The organism is Kiloniella sp., assembly GCF_965205715.1.
Taxonomy (GTDB): domain Bacteria; phylum Pseudomonadota; class Alphaproteobacteria; order Kiloniellales; family Kiloniellaceae; genus Kiloniella.
In genome coordinates, this window is record NZ_CBDBHW010000014.1 from 1,302,072 (window position 1) to 1,321,782 (window position 19,711).

Here is a 19,711-nt window from a genome sequence, read left to right on the forward strand (position 1 = left end):
AGGCCATATAAACATGGGTACCGCACCAACACTCGATACCCCGCGTTTACTCCTTCGTCCTCATCAAAGGTCTGATTTTGACGATTATGCCAAGATGTTTGCCTCGGAACGTGCTCTCCATATGGGGCAACTTGGCAGACGCCAAGCTTGGTATTCCTATGCCGCTGAAGTCGGGCATTGGGCATTACTGGGATTTGGGCCTTGGGCACTGGAGCTCAAAGAAAACAAAGCTTTGGTCGGGCAGGTCGCTATTCTATGGCATGCCCATTTCCCGGAACCTGAATTAGGCTGGTTCTTATTCGAAGGCCATGAAGGCAAGGGCCTCGCCTTTGAAGCTGCGACCGCGGCCAGAGATTGGGCCTTTGAAAATGAAATGATGGGGTCACTGGTAAGTTATATAGATCCTGCCAATCATCGTTCGATAGCTTTAGCCGAGCGACTTGGGGCGACTTTAGATCCCAAGGCAAATGCAACTGATCAAGGCGATCTCGTCTATCGCCATCCTATTCCATCTCCACCCGCTCGGTCTCCACATACCTCGACCAGCTGGTGACTTTTCCGTTGGCGGGGTTGAGGAAGATGAAGTGGTTGTCTCCGTAGCGGTAGATCCGGCGGCAGGTTTGGCCTTCTGGACGTTTGGTGCAGATGTTAAAGCCTTCGAAAAACCAGCTGGTTTCATAACTCTTGCCCCGGGCGCTGAAGATGTGGCGGCCGTCGGTGGTGTATTTGCTCTGGGCGCGGATGCCAAAGACGGTTTTAATCTCAAGGGGTTTGCCAACCAAGAATTGCTCAAAGGTTTCAGGCCTGATCATCTCGGCCCCGCTTGCAACGATATCCGCCCGTACCTGTATCCAGTCGCCGTTTGCTTCTTTGTTATCGTTCGGCGCACAGTCATAAGTTCCAGATGTTCCAACCCGCGGCCTTTCGAGAAAACCGACAAAGCAGTGTTTGTAAAAATGGGAAAAGACTTGTGGTGAGAAAGACCAGCTGGTCAGTTTACGCCGTACCCGTTGCTCATCACCCCGAATGACATGGGCATTGAGCCCTTCGGCTTCGATCACCTCTTCCAGCTCATCAAAATAATCACTACCAGGGAAAAAGCTGCTGTGCTCGGAAAAACTCAACAGCACCGCATGGTTGCGCGGGAAGTTTTTCATCGCCCCGATTAACCAGTTGCCATAGCTGTTATCGAGCTGCCCGGTCCAATCGGGTGTTGGATCGTTGATGACCAGGTGATCGAACGGCAGGTCAGGGTAAACCAACGTCGCATGCAGGAGATGAAACGCGGGTACCCGTTGGCCGGAGAGCACGATGCGTTCATAACCCTGACGCCGATAATCCCACAACAAGCGCGCCAGGATCCGGGCGAACACATCCCGGTTATCAATAGCTCTGTTATCAGGATCGGCATTCAGGCTGCCAGATACCTTGTCTCCAGGATTTTTATCTTCAGAAACCGGGCCTTCAGATAACGCTGCAAACTCGTCCAGGTTAATATGCTGCGGAGGATTGGCGACAATTTCAGCGAGCGGTAACGTGATGTAAAGCGCCTGAACATCCCAGCCCTCGCGATTAAGATCGCCATAAATCGCCGGGACCATTGCCACCGCATTGCGCCGGACCTCGTTGTGCGCGTTGATGTGCAGAACAATCCCCTTGGCCGCGGCTGCATCGTGACGCTTGGTCTGCAAGCCGTCATTTCGGATATAAATGTCCTGCTTCAGTGGTGTCGTTTCATTCTCTTTAGTGGCGGGAATTGCGGGGGTAGAAACGGCTGCAATTTCGATTTCGTGCGGATTATTGCTTAAGGTATTTTGTTGAAAAATTGGTGAGGTGGTTTGAGCTAAAGCAGCTCCCTGCCCCTTTGTAATCGGGGGCACCAACAAGGCCAGGATTAGAAAGGATCCCAAACCAATTTTATACCCTAATGAACCCGAGGCGATAAGCTTGCTCCCACAGTTCGTGATAGAAGCAGAATACAACCAAAGGGTTAATAATTAGTGGGAAAGTAACTTCCCTTTTATGCAGAGATACAATATAGCTGAAGCTTAAATGTGATACTCTGATCAACTGTGACGGCTAATAATGTTTCCTTTCAAGAAGTTAAGTCTCCTTTATCTTTTATTTATTATCTCCGGTTGTAATGCCACAAATAAGATCGGGTCCGGGCCGCTTATTCTTAACGGCAATTTGGAAAATGCTTATAATCGATATCTAGAAAGCTATAATATACGCACTGGAAAAATGAATACTGGAGGGGCATTTGCCCTGAACCCAATAACAGGCAAGGCCGCCTCGGTAGTGGGTATCCATGGTGTTGACCCTGTGAACAGGGCGAAACAATCCGCTTTGAGTAATTGTGGAGAGGGATGTTTTCTCTTTGGAGTTAACGGTAAAATAGTATGGAAGGGCTACACAAAACCCGAAAAATCCAATGCAGAGCAAGTTGAATTAGACATCGACTTAAACAAATTTAGAATAAGCCTATACGACCCCAAAAAGTTCAGAATAACATCTGGCCAAAAAATAGAATTCGAAAGATATCTTGATCTCGTATCGATAGAGAAAACGGGCATTACCCATGCTTTTGCAATCAGTGAAAATGGGTACTCTGCGAGGTCTAGTTACTCTGAAAATAAATCAAAGGACGATTATTCCGAGGTTAAACTATCTGCGATCAAAAAATGTGAGCATAAGTCTTCGGGTGCTGTATGTGTCTTGTACGCAATTAATGATCAACTCGTAGAAAAGAAATAATTTAAAATATTTTCACGCCTCAAGGCGAACAAATTACACATAATAAAAATGCGGAGCACAGCCGGGATACCTACCCGTCTACGCTCCGCATTTATTTTAAGGCTCTAATAGAATTATAAAGGTTGGTTCATTTAACGCTCAAACCTTAGCCTCTTATATTTCCTATCTAAATTTAAACCTTAGCACTTAACCCAAAGTTGGCATCGTGAATTCAGCATCTGTTCTGATGCCACTTGGCCAACGGCTTGTTGTTGTTTTAATCCGGGTATAGAAACGCACACCTTCCATGCCATGCATGTGATGATCGCCGAAGATAGATGCTTTCCAGCCACCAAAGCTATGGAAAGCCATTGGCACAGGAATTGGCACGTTAATGCCGACCATACCGACTTCGATATCCTGGTTAAAGTTGCGGGCAACATCACCATCACGGGTAAATACAGCGGTTCCGTTGGCGTATTTATGGGCATGGATGAGATCAACAGCGTCTTGGTAGGAATCGCGGCGTACAACTGAAAGCACAGGACCAAAGATCTCATCCTTCCAGATTGACATATCCGGGGTAACGTTATCGATCAAAGTACCACCGATGAAATAACCGTTCTCATAACCCTGTTGATTTTGTTTAAAGTCACGTCCATCAACAACGACCTTGGCGCCATCGGTTTCGCCCGCATCGATATACCCACGAACCTTATCCAAATGTTGCGCACTTATCAGGGGTCCCATTTCCGAGGTACTATCCACAGAAGGACCAATTTTAAGGGCTTTGATCATTGGAACCAGTTTTTCGATAAGGGCGTCGGCAACCGCATCTGTAACAGGAACTGCGACAGAGATCGCCATGCAGCGTTCACCAGCGGAACCATAACCAGCACCCATAAGGGCGTTAGCGGCCATATCCAAATCGGCATCCGGCATAATGATCATGTGGTTCTTGGCACCACCCAGGGCCTGAACCCTTTTGCCATTGGCTGAACCGGTTTGATGGATATATTGCGCAATTGGTGTTGAACCAACAAAACTAATTGCTTTAACATCAGGATGCGAAAGCAGCACATCGACGGCTTCCTTGTCGCCCTGTACCACATTAAAAACGCCCTCTGGAAGACCAGCTTCGGTGAGCCATTCTGCAATTTTAAGAGACGTTGACGGAACCCGTTCGGATGGTTTGAGGATAAAGGTGTTACCCGTAGCCAGAGCAACCGGGAACATCCACATTGGAACCATGGCTGGGAAGTTGAACGGAACGATACCAGCACAAACACCGAGTGATTGACGGATCATATGGCTGTCGACACCTGTGCCAACATTTTCAGAGTACTCACCCTTTAGGAAGTTCGGCGCACCGACGGCAAACTCAACAACTTCCAGTCCGCGCGTAACCTCGCCCATCGCATCATCGTGGGTTTTACCGTGCTCGTTAGAAATGATTTCTGCAAGCTGGTCTCCGCGTTCCCACAGAATAGATTTAAAACGATCAAGGATCCGCGCTCTGCGTAAGGCTGGCATTTTTGACCAGGTTGGCCAGGCAGCCTTGGCAGCGGCAATGGCGCTTTCAACCTCGGAAACTGAAGCCAAAGCAACACTTTTGCTACTTGTGCCAGTCGCAGGGTTAAAAACAGCTTGGCTGCGTCCAGAGGTACTCTCTGTGTGGGCGCCATTGATATAGTGTGCAATTTCAGTCATGAGGCTCTCTCCATTTTTTCTAGCCTTTTGTACAATGCACATTTACAAATACAAATAGACGATATCGGCTATCCGTTATTCATAAATGGAGATAAGAAAATGGATTGGGACGATGCTAAATACTTCCTCGCCATTGCCCGCGAAGGACAGATGCTGGGCGCGGCAAAACGGCTTAAGGTAAGTCAGGCAAAACTCAGCCGCAGGATTACCTCCCTGGAAGAAGCGATTGGTACCCGGCTTTTGGACCGCAGTACCAGCGGTTGTCGCCTAACTGAAAATGGTGCGGCCATGTTCGAGACCGCTGAAAAGATTGAAGCTGAGTTTCTTCAGGGTCTTTCACGCCTTAAACGCAGTGACAGTGAGATATCCGGCACAATCAGGATCGGAGCACCAGACGGGTTTGGAGTTGCCTTCCTGGCCCCCCGATTGAGCCGTTTTACCCAGGCCTTTCCCCAGCTCAATATTCAACTCGTCCCGGTTTCGCGATACTTTTCTCTCTCTCAACGCGAAGCCGACATTGCCATTATGATCGGCCGCCCAGATAAAGGACGATTGCGTGTCAAACGTTTGTCTGACTATTCACTCGGGTTATATGCGGCGAGATCCTATCTTGAAAAAGCAGGACATCCCAACAGTCTGGCCGATATTAAGGACCATACTCTTATTGGGTATGTTGAGGATCTGATTTATACTCCTGCCCTAAATTACAGTTCAGAGTTTCTGCGCGACTGGCGATCCACCATCGAAGTATCAACAGCAATGGGGCAGTTTGAAGCGGTCCGGTCGGGAGCAGGCATTGGGATTTTACACGACTTCATGGCCATTTCTAACCCAGACCTTATTCCACTTTTCCCTGAGCATTTCATCACCCGCCAATATTGGACGGTATGGCATGAGGACATGCGTATTGCAAAACGTGTCTCAGCTGTCGCTGATCTGCTGGATAGGTTAGTTCTTGAAAGTAAATCCTGTTTTATACGCTGATAGCTAAAAGCTGTTTTGGAAATCGTGCGATTACCCCCTTGCCCCCGGGCAGGAAAGGCGCAGATTAAGATTATCGGCGTTTGAAATTAAGACGCTTCTTTGGCCGTTAATCGATCGATGTAGAGTTGGTATTTTCCGCTGTCTTTAAATTCTGCCAGACGTTTGTTAAACCGGGCTATAAGAACTTCACTTCCCGGCAGCTTTTTGGGAAACAGGACAAAGCTCTGGTTGTTTAGGATCGCCTTGGGGTGATGGGTAATCTTGGCCCGTTGTTCCGGGGTGAAGTTTTCACGGATGGCAAAATATCCCACAGAAATTTCCTGAGGATAAAGCTCAACCCGCCCGGCCAGGAGTTTCTCAAAATTGGTACGATCATTGGCTTCGCGATCCATCGAGAACTTGCCTGCGGCAAGGGCTGCGTCAAATTCGGGACCATAGCTGTATTTAATACCACCGCCCATACGGTAGCCGTTCAAATCTTCCAGGCTTTTCCAGTCAAAAGGGCGGTCTTTGCGGTAAAAGAATACAAATCTTTCGGTTAATATCGGATCACTGAAGAGGAAATCGGCTTCGCGTTCCTCTTTGTGCATCCACACGCCCATGGCGTTGTAATTACCGCCTGCAGTCTCGTGATAACCACGGCCCCACGGGAGAAACTCGAGTTTGGCCTCAATGCCATCAGCAGCAAAGACATCTCTGATCAGTTGCGCGATCACACCACCATCTTCGAGTTGTTGCGATAAAAACGGCGGCCACTCGCCAACGGTGACGGTAATTTTGTCATCCGCTGCCTGAGCGGAAGAGTGTGAAAAAATAGAGATCGGGCTCAATAAAAGCCCCAAAGAAAGGGCTAGAGAAAGGGCCAGAGAAAAGAAAAGACCTCTCAAGAGGACTAATAATCGCCACATCATATCAATCTCCCCTACCCTTATTTCCCGTTTATCCATTCATTTATTATTACCTAATAGATACCATCATTCTGGATAAAACTTAGTTAAAACCACTAAATTCAACCTATTGGTTCTATATACAGAATCACCATGACAGCAAGACTTTGACAGGCTTGCAAATTCCCAAAATAGTTTTCTTACTTTAAAATCTAAAAGGGCAAGTATTACTACCAAGACAGGTCACAAATGGTACTTTCGAGTCTTAAGTCAAGGTTTTACTGGGTGATTGATTAAACAGGCGTTTGTACTCACGGCTAAATTGGCTCGGGCTGTTGTACCCCACAGCAAAGGACGCATCCCCTGCCGCAATACCGGAAAGGATCAACCTGCGTGCCTTATGCAGACGGAAGTTCTTGATAAACTGGATCGGGGTCATGGTCGTCGCCTGCTTAAATTTACTGTGCAAGGACGAGGCCGACATGCCCGCAACCGCAGCAAGGGTATCAATTTCAATCGGCTGTTCAAAATGGCGTTCAATGTAGTGTACGATCGGCGCAATCTTATTGGCATAGGCATCGTTGGCAACACAGTTACGCAGTAACTGCCCTCGTGGGCCGCGCAGGACTTCGTAATAAAGCTCATGGGTAATCGCCGGAGCCAGCACCCGGGCATCGGTGGGATCATTGAGGGTATTAATAAGGCGAAGGACAATTTTCAACAGACTGTTGCTCAGGGGACTTGAAAGAGAAATATCCAAATTATCGGCGGTATTTTCTCTCGAATATTCTGTGCCACTATCTTCGCCAATCTCTGCAATCAGGTGACTGGCCAGTGCCTGATCGATATCCAGCTGGATTGCCAGGAATGGCACTTCTGGTGAGAGACCGTAGGCATCGGATTCAATGGGCAGGCTCACCGAATTAATCAAGTAATTGTTGGGATTGTAGTCATTGAACTTGTCCTGATTTCCCGCCCCGCCATAGTACATGCGCTTGCGTCCCTGCACCACAACACAGATGCACGGCCCATACATATACGGGCGGCGACGAAAGCTCTCTTCGTGACGATAAAGCTTGATATCAGGGATCGCGGTCAGGTTCTCGCCCTCGTCCGGGGCCAGTTTGTTTACAATCTCAACTAGCTTGTCTGCATCATCCATGCGTCGGTTAAAGCCTTGAATTTATCAGGATGGACCACAGGATCATGACACAAAAATGCACTTTTAACAGCGACTAACAGTATTTTTTGGAGCTTTAGGCAAGAGATCGAGAGCAACGTGATAACCCTGCCCACTGTTTTAATCACATAGTCAGGCCATCAAATATCCTTTTCCATTTCAAGGAACTTACGATGCCGATCCCCACTTACCCCGCCAAAAATCAATCCAGCGCTCTTTCATCTATGAAAGCCGATCACATAGCCCTGCGGGTGCCTGATTTTGCGGCCAGCCGCGACTGGTTCATCGAAAAATTTGATTTTCGCGTCATTCACCAATGGCCCTTTGGCGATCTCAATCTCGCCTATCTCGCCCCGGCGGCAGATGATGGTTTTCTCATAGAGCTTATCGGGGGGGCGCTCGAAACCCCGCGCACAAAACACACAGACCTCGGTGCTAGCCTCAGCGAAGGTGGATCACACCACATCTGCTTTGCGGTTGCGGACACGAAAAAGACGCTGGAAGAACTGAGATCCCGCGGGGTCAGCGTGGTCGCGGAACCCTTTGTGGTCGAAGATATCAACCGCCTACTCGCTTTTGTTTCAGACCCTTGGGATAACCTATTTGAGTTATCCCAAAAGATCTAAACCAGCACCTCCTAGTAATAGAGGATGTTTGAGACTTGTCTCTACAAAATAGCCCCCTGATAGAGAACCTGCTCTGCTTCTTGGGGGGCAAAACGACGGGCCAGGGTGCGGAAGGCACTGTGAACAGCGTCGCGGTCAATATTACAGCTGCGCAGATGTCGCTTTGCGATGGTCGGATCAAAGGCTGAACGGCCGTGTAAGATGCGCTGGTTATCAAAAACCAGCATCTCACCCGGCTGGATCTGATGTTGGAACTGATTTTCCGGCAGACAGACCAGCCGGGTATATTCGGCAAGAGCAGCAATCAGGTCGTCGATCTGATCTTCAGGAGCCACCTGGAGTACTTCTTGGGGCGCAAGGCAGCGATCGTTGAAACGGATCCCAGTGACCTGCCCTTTGCTATCAAGGCTGATGACATGGGCTTCCGTACTAAAGAACACTTCACCCGCGTGTTCGCGGTGGAAAGTCACCCCATGTCGCGTTAAGATCTCGAACAGATCCGGGGTTTGGGCCCGCATCTGTTCTGCAATGTAAAAACCATCAACCATAAGAGATGTGCCGCCCATATGAGCACCGGTTTTGATCGCGTGGAAAAAGATGAACCCCGGCGGTGAATACCGAAAGGGCTCGTCGGTATGGGGAATCTGGGCGCGCGACGTTTCTCCAGCCACCCGTGCTTCTGGTAGTGAGATCAGATCAAAAACTTTGCCGTAACTGGTCTCGCGTATCGGCCCGTAACGGCCGGCAATGCGCATGGTATCTTCTGCGTCGGTTGGTACATCCGTCAACATCATGATGCCATGATCGCGCAAAGCCCACAGAGAGCCGAACAGCGCTTCATCGTCATCCACGACACTACTAAAGGAAAACTTACCTATCTTACCGCTTAAATCACTTCCCCAGTGATCCGGCTGAAAACGAGGGATACCCTCTGCATACCGTAGAAGAAAATCGGGATCATAATGAGAGATGTGGCCGTCATCCCAAGTAACGCGTACTTTCTCTGGGTTTGAAACATCAAAGCTCTCAAGCCGCACAGACGCTGGAACATCATTCGGCGTGAGCCACCTTTTTCCGGAATGCGTATCCCCGCAAATCTCACAGTCACAGGCCAAACGCAGCCAACGCGTGGATAAGCAGGTACTTGCTTTACCGTCAAACTCAAGCGCGATGCGATCCCCCTCATTGCTAATTTCAAGTACGATATGACCACTTGATTGGTCGCAGTTAGATTGGCCGCTGGAAATTGGTGAGATATGATCATCAGGCATCATCAGGGGTTCCCTAAGAACTATTGAATTTTATTCTCTGATCCTACAATTCGCGGGATTTCCATTCAAACGAGTTTCTTTCTTCAAGTTTTGAGTTATTCTCAACACCATGACAAAAATTAGAGACCTCCCCCTTTCAGCCTTACGAGCACTCAAAACCGCAGCACTGACGTCCAGCCTAACCCGTGCAGCAGAAGAACTGGGGGTGACGCCCGGGGCCGTCAGCCATCAGATCAGGCAACTGGAAGAAAGATTGGGGATCAAGTTGATCCGGCGTGTTGGCAACGGCATCGTCCTGACCCACGCCGCAGAACGCGCCCTGCCTGATATCACGCGTGGGTTTGATGCCCTGACCACAGGCATGTCTCGGTTGCGTTCAGAAAGACGGGCAGAGACTTTTACGATCTCAGCAGATACCTCTTTTGCCTCTCAATGGCTTGCCCCGCACTTGAACAGGGTTCGCGCCGTGCTCCCCAATCTGGATGTGCGGATTGTCTCTCCTGTCCCCCTCGACACCATGATCGAAGAAGCGGTTGATCTTGCCATTAGTTATGCAAATGAAATCCCGGACAGCCTGGTATCGCAAGAATTCTCAAGCGAACGGGTTATCCCCAGCTGTGCACCGAAACTGATCCAGCATAAGGACAAAACAGACCAAGCTGAAATCCTCAACACCCTACCGCTTTTGCATATTGATCCATCCATGGGTGATAACGTTTACCCCACCTGGCACGACTGGTTCAAAGCCGCAGGATTGCAGACAGAAGGTCACGATCAGGGATCGCGTTTTGGTTTAACAGTCATGGTGGCCCAGGCTGCGATAACGGGGGAAGGTGTCCTACTGTGCAGCGAGATGGTTATCCGCGATTATCTGGAGCGTGGGGACCTGGTTGAAGTTGCCCAAAACGGGCCAGATCTCACAATCCAGCGCCGCCTTGTCTGGCCCAACCAGGGTCCAAAAGCTGATCAGGCGGCACTGGCCGCGGCTGAATTAATCTCAATCGCACAAGAAGAATTTGTTACACAATAAGCCCACCCCAAGAAACCAGCTTGCAACAGTTACAAAACCAACTGCCGCATCTGCAATGCTTTGATAATGGCCTGCTCTCGGGTGGTCGCGCGGAGCCTGCGGCGGGCTTTTTGCAGGTGCATGTTTACCGTCACCACTTCCAGACCCATTTGGTGGGCGATGCGATCAGGGCGGATACCAAGAGCGAGGTAGCGCAGGACATCCTTTTCCCGGTCGGTGAGAATACCCTTTGATTTCACCAGCGCCCCATCGCGCGAGGAAAACAGTTCCTGATTGAGGGTGAGTTCGTGGCCATTAAAAAACTGGTGCGCGGCGTTCATGATCAAGGTGATTTCCTGACCATGTATGCGCATGACATCCTGACTGTCTTTTTCGCTCAAACCAAAAAACACGCCCGTCGCAGCCAGATAATCCGCCTTGGATTTTGGCAGCGGAATCCCCATGCCAGCATGGGTATCTTGCTCTCTGACTTCCTGCAGCATGGTATCGTTTTGCTTATCGAGCCCCGCCTCTCCCTTGAAGAAGCTCTTGTCGAGAAAGAGCGTATGATCTTCATTGGCGCAGTGGTGAACCAGTAGATCGGTGGCGACGTAATTCTCGAAATAGTAGCTCAACCACTTTTCAGACATCGTGGAATAGAGCAACAGCTCTTCTTCTGGGTTGCCATAGGCGTAATTGATCCAGTTTACCCCAAGAGGCTGAAGCGTTTTTTTTAAAATATCCCAGATTTCATTTGAATCGTTAGCGCTTGATGCTGCTCTTGAAAACTCAAAGAGCCTTTCCCCCTGCTCCAAAGCGAACTCCCCCAACCAAAACTTACATTTAACACGTAATATTAGTTATTTGTTGAGATCAATTGTACATGGTTGTTACTATTTTGTATGCAATATTATTACTTAATTCCACTTTAAGTTTATTACTTTGTATAACAAAAAGAGGGAGAATGCCTCTCACTCTTTTGCGAATGTTATATTAGCCATGACTATAAGATAACTCAGAATGAGCCTGATAACTGGAACTTAAGCCTACTCAAAACAAAGAAAGATAGAAAATGCTTAACATCACGGGGCGGTGTTTTTGTGGTGCAGTAACATGGAGGATGTCCGGAATAATTCTCTGGGCGGCAATGTGCCATTGCGAAGATTGTCGTCGTGTAGCCTCATCGGACTATGTTAGCTGGTTTGGTGTTCGGCGAGACACACTTACCTGGCAGGGACCACGTAATATTTTCAATTCGTCCAAACAGGTTCAGCGCAGCTTTTGCAAAGAATGCTGGTCCCCAACATCCTTTGAAACGGACATATTTCCGGACGAAACCCATCTATACGCGTTAACGCTGGACGATGTTTCGGTTTACCAACCGACGGCGCACATTTTTTGGTCAGAGCGATTGCCGTGGGTTCACCCCGCTGATGACCTGCCAAAGCACTTAAAAGGCTTACAACAAGCCGCACAGACTGGACATCGGTTAATGGAATAAAAGCCAGAATGACTGTGAAAGCACCGCTGGATCATTTTTAAAGCGTCCCCCTCGAGCCTCGGGCTTCATCATCTGACCTTGAGCTCTATCTGGTATGGATAAGAGCCCAAGGGGATGAGTTAAACCTGCGAGTATTAGGCTTTCAAAGCTTCGAGGAGAAAACGCGCGGATGAGTCGGAAGATCCCGGGTTTTGCCCGGTGATAAGTAGGCCATCCCGGACTGAAAAATCAGCCCAATCATCGGCGGAACGGAATTTCCCTCCGGCATTTTTCAGCTCTTGCTCTACGGAGAAGGGAACGATATCTGTGGCGCCAACGGCGGCTTCTTCACTGTCAGTAAAGCCCGTGAGTTCCAGACCGGCGACCAAGGGTTCATTGCTTTTAGATTTGGCCTTAATCAGGGCCGTTACGCCGTGGCAAACCGCCCCGATTGGCTTGGATGCCGCCTGGAATTCACTGAGCAGAGCGAGAGAAGCAGCGTTGTCTGTGAGGTCATAGAGCGGACCGTGGCCACCAGGATAGAAGACTGCATCGAAGTCGCTGGCTAGGACATCATCCAACTTCTTGGTGTTGGCCAGAAGCGCTTGAGCTTCTGCATCCTTTTCATAGCGACGGGTATCGTTGGTTTTGAAATCATCGCCCAGGCTTGCGGGATCCACTGGGATTTGACCTCCCGCAGGTGAGGCCAGTGTTATTTCTGCGCCAGCTTCGCTAAAGCGATAGTAAGGGGCGGCGAACTCTTCCATCCAAACACCGGTTTTACGTCCGGTGGTGCCAAAATCTTCGTGAGAGGTCATAACCATCAAAATCTTCATAACAAATTCCTTAGCAGTAAAATTAAATTGTACTCGTGTGCCTGTTTGTTTTGGCGTTGAGCTAAAGATAATTCGTTATAATAAAAATGATAATAGCCAAAGTTATAGACATTTTGTATGATTTATTTTGACAATAAATTTCATACTCAGGTACCAGAATGGGTGATTTACATGGATGACTTAAGGGGAATGATCACATTTGCCCGGGTGGTGGAAAGTGGCAGCTTTGCCGAAGCCGCGCGCAAGCTTGGCCTGGGTCGCGCCGCCATCAGCCATCAGGTCAAACTGTTGGAAGAAAGACTTGGCATCCGTCTTTTGCATCGCAGTACCCGCAGCCTCAGCCTGACCCACGCCGGCGAGGATTATTACCAGAGCTGTAAACGCATCAGCGAAGAAGCAGAAGCCGCCAACCGGCGGATCCAAAGTCTGAGTGATGAACCAGTGGGGCGAATTTCCCTGACCTGTTCGGCCAATTTTGGCTTGAAGCGGATCGTCCCCCTGCTCGGTCAATTTCGCCACCTTTATCCAAAGATCGAACTGGATGTCGAGCTTACCGACGAGGTCACAAACGTTATTGAAGGCGGATACGACATCGCAATCAGATCCGGTCCCTTGTCTGATTCCGATATGATGTCGAAGAAAATCTGCAGCACCGTGCGCCGGATTTGTGCCGCGCCTGCGTATCTGGAAAGTGCGGGAACCCCAACCGAACCTGAAGATCTGGCCTCCCACAACTGGGTGACCTATAGCCGCCATTCCGGTGTGTTGTCGCTCAACCGGGAAGGACGTTCCTATAAGGTGCGCATTACCGGGCCGATCCGCACCAACAACGCTGGAGCACGATTACAATTTGTCCTCGGCGGCCATGGTCTTGGCCTCTTGCCCGAACACGAGCTTTGGGAACAACCCAAGGGCAATCTCATCATGCTGCTGCCTGAATACGAAATGGCGCCACTGGATCTCTTCGCAGTTTATCCACCTGGCGCAGCTTCGACCCTAAAAGTGCGTATGCTGATCGATTACCTCGCCGAACATCTGTCTAAAGCGCCAGATTATCCCTGAGCAAAATGACGACTATTCCAGCGCCCTTTTGATCCGCGCGGTCAAATCACTGGTATCGAGTTTTTCAAAGCGTTTACCAAAGATAAGCGCAAACTCCAGCTTCATGGTCTCGGTACTATTTAGCGCCGATGACCTGAGCTCACTTTCTGCCACACTCACAGGTAAAAAAGCCTGACAAAACCCGGCTTCTACTCCCTCAAACAAAGACGCGACCGAAGCTGATTCCAGCGAAATTGTATAGGGAGATTGCACTGCCTTTATCATCTCCAGTGCGCGGTCCCGAAGGATACAATCAACACCGAGAACACCTATATTTAACCCGCCAACGAGGTCAGAGGCATTGCCATACCATGCAACCTCCTCGGTCCAAAGGTGATCGCCCTCATCCGTATTGGGCTCTCTGGCAACAATCGCCATATCCAGTGCGCCGGATTGCACCCGGCGGCGCAGGTTTCTACTGGGTTCGAGAATAATCTTGGGGTCGACCTTGGGAAACTCCACCACAAAAATCGGCATAATTTTCTTGAGGAGCGTTGGCGCATAATCCGTCGGCGCGCCAAAACTCAGGCGACCGGAAAGCTCCTCATGCCGCATGTCACCCAGGATTTCATAGTTGAGGCTCAAAAGGCGTTCGCCCTTTTCCTTGAGCACTTCTCCCGCAGCGGTCAGGACGATGCCTTTGTTACTTCGCTCGAGCAAACGCTGGTTAAGCTGCTCTTCCAGCCGTTTGATCTGCATGCTGATGGCCGCAGGCGTTTTATTAAGCCGCTCCGCACCAGCTTTAAAGCCGCCCTCTTTCAAGACGGTCAGGAATGTTCGGATCAATTCGAGGTTCAGCGCTGGCAGCATGATTAAATATTATTTACCCACAAGTTAAAGTAGTTTCGTTTGCCTTAACTATAGAGCGGTTCCATAATAATCCAAGTTCAAATGTTTAAGAGCAATCCTACAGGAGTGCGGCAGTTGATTTCAGATCTCAAAACAATTGATCAGTACAAGGCAATCGATGAAAAGGCTGTCAGTTCTTATCGCCTCAATCGAACCAGAGAACTTCTCGCCCAGTTCAAGATGGATGCGGCCGTGCTGTTTGATCCCTTAAACCTGCGTTATGCGACGGGATGCCGGAACATGCAGGTCTGGACTTCGCACCACCTGTCTCGGTACGTCTTTGTCCCAGTTGAGGGTCCCGTAGTGCTGTTTGATTACGGCGGCGCCTTGCACCTGTCAGATGGCTTGGAGACCATAGACGAGGCCCGTCCGGCCAAATCCTGGGACTTTTTTGGTTCCGGAAACCGGGCTGAAGAACACGCGATCAAATGGGCTGAAGAAATCATCGATCTGCTGCACAGCACCTGCGGCCGAGGCGCGACCCTAGGCATTGATCGGGCGGACTTGTTACCCATGCTGGCGCTACAAAACCGCGGCATTAAAATGAAAGACGCCAAGGCGCCGATGGAAATGGCGCGGTCGATTAAATCAGCCGATGAAGTCACCATTATTCGCAATTCTATGGACGTCTGCACCCGTGCGATTGCGGAAATGCGCAAACATACCGTCCCCGGAGTGACCGAAAACTATCTGTTGTCGATCATGAACCAGTACAATCTTGAACACGGCGGTGAAGCTCAGGAAACCCGGCTGCTGTCTTCGGGCCATCACACCAATCCCTGGTTTACCGAGACTTCGAACAAGGTCATTGAAAACGGTGAAATGCTGGTGTTCGACAGCGACCTCATTGGACCCGACGGCATGTTTGCCGACCAAACCCGCGCCTTTGTCATCGGCGATAAAAAACCGACCGACCAACAGCGCCAGCTCTATGCCCATGCCCATGAGCAACTGGAACACAACATGGCCCTGCTGCGTCCCGGTATGACCTTTGAAGAATTTGGCGAACTGTCGTGGAAGATGCACGATATCTATGTGCCCAACCGCTACGCCGAAATGATCCACGGCATTGGTTTCGGCGTTGAATATCCGGTGATTTATTACCCCGAAGACCATGAGACCTGGCAGTATTCAGGCACTTTTATGGAAGGCATGACCGTCTGCGTGGAAAGTTATATCGGCCCTGTCGGCGGTGACGAAGGCGTAAAACTGGAACAACCCGTGCTGATCACCAAAGACGGTCCTGTAGCGCTGACCGATTGCCCGTTTGAGGAAGATTACCTGTGAGAACCAGTTCTGTGAGAATGAATTATGACTATATCGTGGTCGGGGCCGGAACCGCGGGCTGCGTTCTGGCTCACCGGCTCAGTGAAAGCGGCGAGCACTCGGTGTTGTTGCTCGAACACGGTGGCGATGATCGCAATTGGATCCTGCAGATGCCAGCTGGTCTGCGCTCGGCATTCAAACCCACCAGCAAATATAACTATTGGTTTAAGACTACCCCCCAAGCCCATCTCAACGGCCGCGAGATCGACCAACCGCGTGGTAGAGTGCTGGGCGGATCATCGTCGATTAACGGCATGACCTTTTTACGCGGTAACCCGCGCGATTATGACGACTGGGCAAGTGTAGAAGGCTGTACTGGCTGGTCATATGCGGACTGCCTGCCCTACTTCAAAAAGTTCGAACGCCGCGACGGTGCCTCGGATGATTTCAGATCCAACACAGGCATGGTCGGGGTCAAAACCCAAACCGACTTGAACCCCTTGAACGCTGCCTTCCTCGAAGCGGGGCAGCAAGCCGGGCATGCGCTGACCCAAGACGTCAACGGCTATGCCCAGGAAGGCGTCAGTCGCTTTGAGATGTCGGTGGAAAAGGGCTATCGCAGCAGCTCGGCCCGGGCCTATCTGCACAACCAGAAAAAACGTCCCAATCTGGACATTGCCACCGGTGTAAAGGTCTTGCGCGTTATCACCAAAAACGGCACCGCCACTGGGGTTGAGTTCGCCAAGGGGCGCAAAGTCCAAACCGCTGAGGCACGATCTGAAGTGATCCTGTCCGCGGGTGTTTTTGGCACCCCGCAAATCCTCATGCTGTCGGGCATTGGCCCCGAAGATCACCTGCGTGAGCACGGCATTGATGTCGTCTGTAACGCGCCCATGCTCGGTGAAAATCTGCAGGATCATCTTGAAGCCCACGTCCAGATCGAAACCGATAAGCAGGTCTCTCTGAACAAGTACCTCAAACCCCATCTGATGGTTTGGGCCGGGATGCAATGGTTCGGCTGGAAAGGTGGCGTCGCCGCGGTCAACCAATGCCACGTCGGGGCTTTTTTAAAGTCTGATCCCGAAGTGACCCACCCCAACATTCAATTCCACTTCTTCCCGATTTTATTTGGCGAAAACTGGATCCCCGATCCCAACAAAAATGGCTATCGCCTCGGCGCAGGCACCATGCGACCGGAAAGCCGTGGCACGGTAAGACTGGCCTCTGCAAATCCCGGGGACGCGCCGCTGATAGATCCCAATTATCTGGCAACCGAGCGCGACAGAACCGAAATGCGCCAAGGGTTGAAACTGGCCCGCGACCTGCTTGCCCAACCCGCATTTGCTGACTTTTACAGCCGCGAAGACCTGCCGGGAAAACATGTGCAAAGCGACGCCGAACTGGATGAATTTATCCGACACGACGCCTCCTCTGCCTACCATCCCTGTGGTACGGCCCGCATGGGCGCAGAAGGAGATGAACGCGCGGTTGTTGATTTGGAGCTGAAATTTCGCGGCATCAAAAGCTTACGAATTGTCGATGCCTCGGTGATTCCGGCGGTGCCAAGTGCCAATATCAATGCCTGCGTCTTTATGATCGCGGAAAAAGCCGCCGATCTGATCCTCGGCAAAACACCCCTGCCCCCACAACACGTGACCTACCAGCAAAGCGAAATAACATCATGACCAGACTAGAAGAACGCCGTATCGATGCCCCCTTCTTTGAACGCCGCAAAGCGACCGAAGACACCAAACGCAAAATAGCGGGTTGGGAAATCTGGGAATGTGCCGATCCCACCTTTAGGCACGACTACGACCGCACTGTAACCCTGTATGTCCACGAAGGCGCCGCCGTGCTCACTTTCGCGGGTGGCGATATCGTTGACCTTCAGCCCGGCGATACCCTCACCATCCGCCAAGGCGCCAGCGCCACCTGGGCGATCAGCACCCCGATCCGCAACAGCTACCAGTATCACGATACTTTCCAATCAGCCTCGAACCGAACTGATCAAGTGAGTTGGCAAAAGGACTAATCCCTATTAACAATAAGAAAAAGGGGAGAAAAAGAATGAACCAAACGGATAAGTTTGATCTCGACGACTTGCTCACGCGTTTAAAAAAGGCCGCCATAACACCCGATGCGCCCAAAGCTGTTCGGGTTATTTTAGAGCAAACAGTTTCCAACCCGGAAGCCGTTGCCTGCGGTATGCCTGCCTTTGCCGAGGATGAGGCCATTTTGTTTGAGGATGAGACCATATCGGTTTGGTTTTGCCGCTTTCAGCCCGGTAATTCCGTGCCGCCGCACGACCATCAGATGTCGGCAACAATCGGGGTTTACCTCGGGGCAGAACGCAACGATTTCTATGAAAACGATCCTACTAATGCCTCTCAGGGTAGCATAAGAAAAAGCGGCAAAGCAGAGCTCACCCCCGGCGAGGTCCTGTCCATCGGCCCCAGTGCCATTCACTCCGTCACCTGTATCAGTGAGGAACCCTGCTGCGGCATCCACGTCTACCTCGGCAAATTAACCACCGTGGACCGGAGCCTGTTCAATACCGAGACCAATGAAACCTTAGAATTCACCGATGAAAATTATCACAAATTACAAGGTTTGAACGGATAGGTTTTTCGCTGGGTGTTTGCTGCGGTTAAGTATGGCACTAATAACCAAAAGTATTTTCATATCACTGTGATTGTACCCTAGTCTTTTATAAAAAAACCGCGATCTCGATGGTGATCGAGGTTGATATTCAAATGAGCGCTCCATTCCATGGCTGTTTTGGCGAAAAAATCGGTTTCATTCATCGCTGAAAAAGCTCGCCGCCATTCCTGAAGAAGCTTTGGTGAAAAGTCCCTGGAAAACATAATATAGCTCGGCGCTTTTTTAAAAACATAGGCGATTTCAAAATCATTGATGTTAGCCTCAATACTTCGCGCGACCATAGGGGCCTCCAGATCAGAGGAAATCCAAAGGTCAACGTGGTCACGAATAGCATGCCCTAAAGCTATTTCATGAGTGTTGAACTCTTGAACGGGCAGACCAATCGATTTGAAATAAATAACGCGCCAGTCTTCTCGTAAACCGCCAATAACCCAGTTTGACAACATAAGATCATCGATATTGTTGATCTCAATGGGGCTATTTTTCTTTTTATACAAAACATGTTTTCGCGTGCTGACGGGGCCTAAAAAATGAAAGCCATAATTTACGCGTTCAGATGTTTTACCTGCGGTAAAGATAATCACATTGGGCTCTTTTTGGGCAATGCGCATTGACCGTGCCCAAGGAAACAATTCAATTTCAACTTCGCGATCAAGAAGACGTAGGAGTTCCCGAACAATCGCTGTTGTTGTTCCTGTTACTTCCCCATTGATCGTATAGTTGGTTGGGGTTTCTTCTGCGGTAACGATCCGCTCAAGAACTTGAGAACTGGCAAAGCTTGGAAAGATCATAAAAATAAATAATATAATCATTCGAGCAGCCACTTTATCCTCCTTCATATCCAGCGAGAACGCCAAAACTAGCACTGACAAGTTAAATAACTTTGGATATATTTTAAATTAACGGTGAGATCACTTAATTATAGACAGAATTGAATAGAGAGCCAAAGCTGACAACAAAATTGTTCGGTGTAGAATAAGAAAAAAAACGCTAAGGCGGAGTTCTACCCTGAGGGGAAATTATGCACTCGAATTATCCAAAGCATGATGAATTTCCTAATAGGATAACAGTTTGTCTGTTGGAATACCGATAGCGTAGACTAAGCTATAAATTAC

The 19,711-nt window shown here is 49.8% G+C and carries 20 protein-coding genes; 11 read left to right on the top strand and 9 right to left on the bottom strand.

Annotated features, from left to right (window positions below; genetic code table 11):
- The first annotated feature begins 13 nt into the window (after positions 1 to 13).
- Positions 14 to 553 carry a GNAT family N-acetyltransferase gene (locus ACOGW3_RS23230; protein ID WP_419905116.1) on the top strand — a complete coding sequence of 180 codons (540 nt, stop codon included), beginning with the start codon at positions 14 to 16 and terminating at the stop codon, positions 551 to 553.
- On the opposite strand, the gene ACOGW3_RS23235 is transcribed toward ACOGW3_RS23230, so the two are convergent.
- Positions 504 to 1,910: a hypothetical protein gene (locus ACOGW3_RS23235; RefSeq protein ID WP_419905117.1), complete on the bottom strand. Its 1,407-nt coding sequence runs from the start codon at positions 1,908 to 1,910 to the stop codon at positions 504 to 506. The genes ACOGW3_RS23230 and ACOGW3_RS23235 overlap by 50 nt on opposite strands.
- Before the next feature lie 334 nt (positions 1,911 to 2,244).
- Here ACOGW3_RS23235 and ACOGW3_RS23240 point away from each other — a divergent pair, with 334 nt between their 5' ends.
- The gene (locus ACOGW3_RS23240; RefSeq protein WP_419905118.1) at positions 2,245 to 2,757 is read left to right on the top strand and encodes a hypothetical protein; all 513 of its coding nucleotides are present in this window, start codon (positions 2,245 to 2,247) and stop codon (positions 2,755 to 2,757) included.
- A gap of 186 nt (positions 2,758 to 2,943) precedes the next feature.
- On the opposite strand, the gene ACOGW3_RS23245 is transcribed toward ACOGW3_RS23240, so the two are convergent.
- Positions 2,944 to 4,446: a CoA-acylating methylmalonate-semialdehyde dehydrogenase gene (locus ACOGW3_RS23245; protein ID WP_419905119.1), complete on the bottom strand. Its 1,503-nt coding sequence runs from the start codon at positions 4,444 to 4,446 to the stop codon at positions 2,944 to 2,946.
- Positions 4,447 to 4,545: 99 nt separating this feature from the next.
- On the opposite strand from ACOGW3_RS23245, the gene ACOGW3_RS23250 reads away from it, so the two are divergent.
- Positions 4,546 to 5,430 carry a LysR family transcriptional regulator gene (locus ACOGW3_RS23250; RefSeq protein WP_419905120.1) on the top strand — a complete coding sequence of 295 codons (885 nt, stop codon included), beginning with the start codon at positions 4,546 to 4,548 and terminating at the stop codon, positions 5,428 to 5,430.
- An 86-nt stretch (positions 5,431 to 5,516) separates the two neighbouring features.
- On the opposite strand, the gene ACOGW3_RS23255 is transcribed toward ACOGW3_RS23250, so the two are convergent.
- Both ACOGW3_RS23255 and ACOGW3_RS23260 read right to left on the bottom strand, forming a co-directional pair.
- Positions 5,517 to 6,377: a substrate-binding periplasmic protein gene (locus tag ACOGW3_RS23255; protein ID WP_419905121.1), complete on the bottom strand. Its 861-nt coding sequence runs from the start codon at positions 6,375 to 6,377 to the stop codon at positions 5,517 to 5,519.
- A 205-nt stretch (positions 6,378 to 6,582) separates the two neighbouring features.
- Positions 6,583 to 7,479: an AraC family transcriptional regulator gene (locus tag ACOGW3_RS23260; protein WP_419905122.1), complete on the bottom strand. Its 897-nt coding sequence runs from the start codon at positions 7,477 to 7,479 to the stop codon at positions 6,583 to 6,585.
- A gap of 191 nt (positions 7,480 to 7,670) precedes the next feature.
- Between ACOGW3_RS23260 and ACOGW3_RS23265 the strand changes: the two genes are divergently transcribed.
- Positions 7,671 to 8,123 carry a VOC family protein gene (locus ACOGW3_RS23265; RefSeq protein WP_419905123.1) on the top strand — a complete coding sequence of 151 codons (453 nt, stop codon included), beginning with the start codon at positions 7,671 to 7,673 and terminating at the stop codon, positions 8,121 to 8,123.
- A gap of 41 nt (positions 8,124 to 8,164) precedes the next feature.
- Here ACOGW3_RS23265 and ACOGW3_RS23270 read toward each other — a convergent pair whose 3' ends face one another.
- Positions 8,165 to 9,397 carry a TauD/TfdA family dioxygenase gene (locus ACOGW3_RS23270; protein ID WP_419905124.1) on the bottom strand — a complete coding sequence of 411 codons (1,233 nt, stop codon included), beginning with the start codon at positions 9,395 to 9,397 and terminating at the stop codon, positions 8,165 to 8,167.
- 106 nt (positions 9,398 to 9,503) lie between these two features.
- On the opposite strand from ACOGW3_RS23270, the gene ACOGW3_RS23275 reads away from it, so the two are divergent.
- Positions 9,504 to 10,424: a LysR substrate-binding domain-containing protein gene (locus ACOGW3_RS23275; protein ID WP_419905125.1), complete on the top strand. Its 921-nt coding sequence runs from the start codon at positions 9,504 to 9,506 to the stop codon at positions 10,422 to 10,424.
- A gap of 29 nt (positions 10,425 to 10,453) precedes the next feature.
- Here ACOGW3_RS23275 and ACOGW3_RS23280 read toward each other — a convergent pair whose 3' ends face one another.
- Positions 10,454 to 11,218, bottom strand: a complete 765-nt coding sequence (locus ACOGW3_RS23280; protein ID WP_419905126.1) for an autoinducer binding domain-containing protein — start codon at positions 11,216 to 11,218, stop codon at positions 10,454 to 10,456.
- Between the two features lie 332 nt (positions 11,219 to 11,550).
- Here ACOGW3_RS23280 and ACOGW3_RS23285 point away from each other — a divergent pair, with 332 nt between their 5' ends.
- Entirely contained in the window at positions 11,551 to 11,904 is a 354-nt protein-coding gene (locus tag ACOGW3_RS23285; RefSeq protein WP_419905978.1) for a GFA family protein, read from the top strand.
- A gap of 134 nt (positions 11,905 to 12,038) precedes the next feature.
- Here the strand turns inward: ACOGW3_RS23285 and ACOGW3_RS23290 are convergent, their stop codons facing one another.
- On the bottom strand, positions 12,039 to 12,719 hold the full coding sequence (locus ACOGW3_RS23290; RefSeq protein ID WP_419905127.1) for a type 1 glutamine amidotransferase domain-containing protein: 681 nt from the start codon (positions 12,717 to 12,719) through the stop codon (positions 12,039 to 12,041).
- A 117-nt stretch (positions 12,720 to 12,836) separates the two neighbouring features.
- Between ACOGW3_RS23290 and ACOGW3_RS23295 the strand changes: the two genes are divergently transcribed.
- Positions 12,837 to 13,781, top strand: coding sequence for a LysR family transcriptional regulator (locus ACOGW3_RS23295; protein ID WP_419905128.1), 945 nt, complete (start codon positions 12,837 to 12,839; stop codon positions 13,779 to 13,781).
- Between the two features lie 12 nt (positions 13,782 to 13,793).
- On the opposite strand, the gene ACOGW3_RS23300 is transcribed toward ACOGW3_RS23295, so the two are convergent.
- Positions 13,794 to 14,630, bottom strand: coding sequence for a LysR family transcriptional regulator (locus ACOGW3_RS23300; RefSeq protein WP_419905129.1), 837 nt, complete (start codon positions 14,628 to 14,630; stop codon positions 13,794 to 13,796).
- Between the two features lie 114 nt (positions 14,631 to 14,744).
- Here ACOGW3_RS23300 and ACOGW3_RS23305 point away from each other — a divergent pair, with 114 nt between their 5' ends.
- Genes ACOGW3_RS23305 through ACOGW3_RS23320 form a run of 4 tightly spaced genes read left to right on the top strand, consistent with a single transcriptional unit; the run spans position 14,745 to position 18,557 of the window.
- Complete coding sequence (locus ACOGW3_RS23305) at positions 14,745 to 15,956, top strand: M24 family metallopeptidase (protein WP_419905130.1); 1,212 nt, start codon at positions 14,745 to 14,747, stop codon at positions 15,954 to 15,956.
- 17 nt (positions 15,957 to 15,973) lie between these two features.
- Entirely contained in the window at positions 15,974 to 17,620 is a 1,647-nt protein-coding gene (locus ACOGW3_RS23310; protein ID WP_419905131.1) for a choline dehydrogenase, read from the top strand.
- Positions 17,617 to 17,967: a cupin domain-containing protein gene (locus ACOGW3_RS23315; RefSeq protein ID WP_419905132.1), complete on the top strand. Its 351-nt coding sequence runs from the start codon at positions 17,617 to 17,619 to the stop codon at positions 17,965 to 17,967. Before ACOGW3_RS23310 ends, ACOGW3_RS23315 begins: the two co-directional genes overlap by 4 nt.
- A gap of 35 nt (positions 17,968 to 18,002) precedes the next feature.
- Positions 18,003 to 18,557, top strand: coding sequence for a hypothetical protein (locus ACOGW3_RS23320; RefSeq protein ID WP_419905133.1), 555 nt, complete (start codon positions 18,003 to 18,005; stop codon positions 18,555 to 18,557).
- A 77-nt stretch (positions 18,558 to 18,634) separates the two neighbouring features.
- Here the strand turns inward: ACOGW3_RS23320 and ACOGW3_RS23325 are convergent, their stop codons facing one another.
- Entirely contained in the window at positions 18,635 to 19,408 is a 774-nt protein-coding gene (locus ACOGW3_RS23325; protein WP_419905134.1) for a substrate-binding periplasmic protein, read from the bottom strand.
- Positions 19,409 to 19,711: the final 303 nt, after the last annotated feature.